This window comes from Mesorhizobium sp. (assembly GCF_004962925.1).
Taxonomy (GTDB): Bacteria; Pseudomonadota; Alphaproteobacteria; order Rhizobiales; family Rhizobiaceae; genus Mesorhizobium.
In genome coordinates, this window is record NZ_SUEO01000131.1 from 8,091 (window position 1) to 10,283 (window position 2,193).

General features: G+C 62.6%; 2 protein-coding genes and 1 pseudogene. All 3 read left to right on the forward strand.

The features are described from left to right. Positions 1–277: pseudogene (locus E5W87_RS22995) on the forward strand (PLP-dependent aminotransferase family protein); the annotation flags it as partial. 124 nt (positions 278–401) lie between these two features. Then, on the forward strand, positions 402–1,187 hold the full coding sequence (gene ehuA, locus E5W87_RS23000) for an ectoine/hydroxyectoine ABC transporter ATP-binding protein EhuA (RefSeq protein WP_292402670.1): 786 nt from the start codon (positions 402–404) through the stop codon (positions 1,185–1,187). Positions 1,188–1,290: 103 nt separating this feature from the next. Beyond that, positions 1,291–2,142, forward strand: coding sequence for an ectoine/hydroxyectoine ABC transporter substrate-binding protein EhuB (gene ehuB, locus E5W87_RS23005; RefSeq protein ID WP_292402673.1), 852 nt, complete (start codon positions 1,291–1,293; stop codon positions 2,140–2,142). The last annotated feature ends 51 nt before the right edge of the window (positions 2,143–2,193 follow it).

Sequence of the window (2,193 nt, forward strand, 5' to 3'; positions counted from 1 at the left end):
GGTGCTTGCCGGGGTCGACTACCGTGTCCATCGCGACGGATTGCATCTGTGGCTGCAGCTGCCCAGCGACCGCGCCGAGGAGAGTTTCGTCTCACAGGCCCGTTTGCAGGGCGTGGCGATCGCGCCAGGCACATCCTTCCGCATTTCGCAGGAGCCCTGGCAGCCGGCAGTGCGCATCTCGCTGGGCTCGACCACCGAGGGGGAACTGCGCGCCGGCTTGAGCGTTGTCACCAAACTTCTGCTCGGCGATCCGGAGCATCTCCTGCTGGCGATCTAGGCAGACATTGCTGCGAAATTGTGCGGAGTCAGAAACATTGTCATGATATTATTTTCCTGATTGACATGATTTGGCGCGTTCCGCATCGTTGAAGGCACCAGGTTCTCCAGCACGGGGAAATTCATTGTCCGCGCCCATCATCAAGATCGACGGCATTTCAAAAAGCTTCGGCACCTTCAAGGTGCTGGACGGCCTGTCGATGCAGGTCATGCCGCGCGAGAAGCTGGCGCTGATCGGCCCATCCGGTTCGGGCAAGACGACGATCCTGCGCATCCTGATGACGCTGGAGCGGATCGACAGCGGCCACATCCAGATCGACGGCGAGCAGCTTTACCACATGGAGCGCAACGGCCAGTTGCTGGCCGCCGACGAACGGCATCTGGCAAGAATGCGCCAGAAGATCGGCATGGTCTTCCAGCTGTTCAACCTGTTTCCGCACAAGAGCGTCATCGACAACGTCACGCTGGCGCCGATCCTGACCAAGGGCATGCCGCGCGCCACCGCCGAAAAACGGGCGATGGAACTGCTCGAGATGGTTGGCATGGCCGACAAGGCCAAAGCCATGCCGGCACAGCTTTCCGGCGGGCAGAAGCAGCGCGTGGCGATCGCCCGGGCGCTGGCGCTGCAGCCCAGGATCATGCTGTTCGACGAGGTGACGTCGGCGCTCGATCCGGAGCTGGTAGAGGAGGTGCTGAACGTCTTGTGGCGGCTCTGCTCCGAGACCGACATGACCATGCTGCTGGTCACCCACGAAATGGGTTTTGCCCATGATTTCGCCGACCGGGTTCTGTTTTTCGACCGCGGCAAGATCGTAGAGGAAGGCAAACCTGACGAGATTTTCCGCAATCCCAAGCAGGAGCGCACGCAAGGCTTCCTGAAGAAGATCATTGCGGCTGGACATCGCGTCTGACCGCCATGCCAGAGGCGGTAACGTCGTCCTCAAGGCGGCCGAGCCGTCCCGTAACCAAACCAAGAACGACCAAACCAAGAAGAGAAGCAAGGAGTTGGGAACAATGAAGAAACTTGGCATTCTGGCCGGCGTGGCCGGTGTTGCACTGACCGCGATTCTGGCCGCCTCGACTGCGGGATCGGCCGACGACAGCAAGCTCGAAGAGCTCAAGGCACAGGGCTTCGCCCGCGTCGCCATCGCCAATGAGCCGCCCTATACGGCGGTTGCGGCCGACGGCAAGGTTTCGGGCGCGGCGCCCGATGTGGCGCGTGAAATCTTCAAGCGCCTCGGCGTCAACGACATCGTCGCCTCGATCTCGGAATATGGCGCGATGATCCCCGGCCTGCAGGCCGGCCGTTTCGACGTCGTCACCGCCGGCCTGTTCATGAAGCCGGAGCGTTGCGCGGCGGTCGTCTATTCGGAGCCGGTGCTGTGCGACGCCGAGGCGATGCTGGTCAAGAAGGGCAATCCGAAGGGCTTCAAGAGCTATGAGGATGTCGCCAAGGACACGAGCGCGACGATCGGTGCGCCGGGCGGCGGCACCGAGGAGAAGCTGGCGCTCACTGCCGGCGTGCCGCGCGAGCGCGTCATCGTCGTGCCGGACGGCCAGAGCGGCCTGAAGATGCTGCAGGACGGCCGTATCGACGCCTATTCGCTGCCGGTGCTGTCGATCAACGATCTGGTCAAGAAGGCCAACGATCCGAACCTCGAAGTCGTCGCTCCGGTCGTCGGCGCGCCGGTCTATTGCGATGGCGCGGCGTTCAAGAAAGGCGATGAGGCGCTGCGTGACGCCTATGACGTCGAACTGGCCAAGCTGAAGCAGTCCGGCGAATTCGCCAAGATCATCGAGCCCTACGGCTTCTCGGCAGCGGCGGCGATGTCGACGACGCGCGACAAGCTCTGCTCGGCGAAGTAGGCGCCTCTTTCCCTTCTCCCCGTTCACGGGGAGAAGATGCCGGCAGGCAGA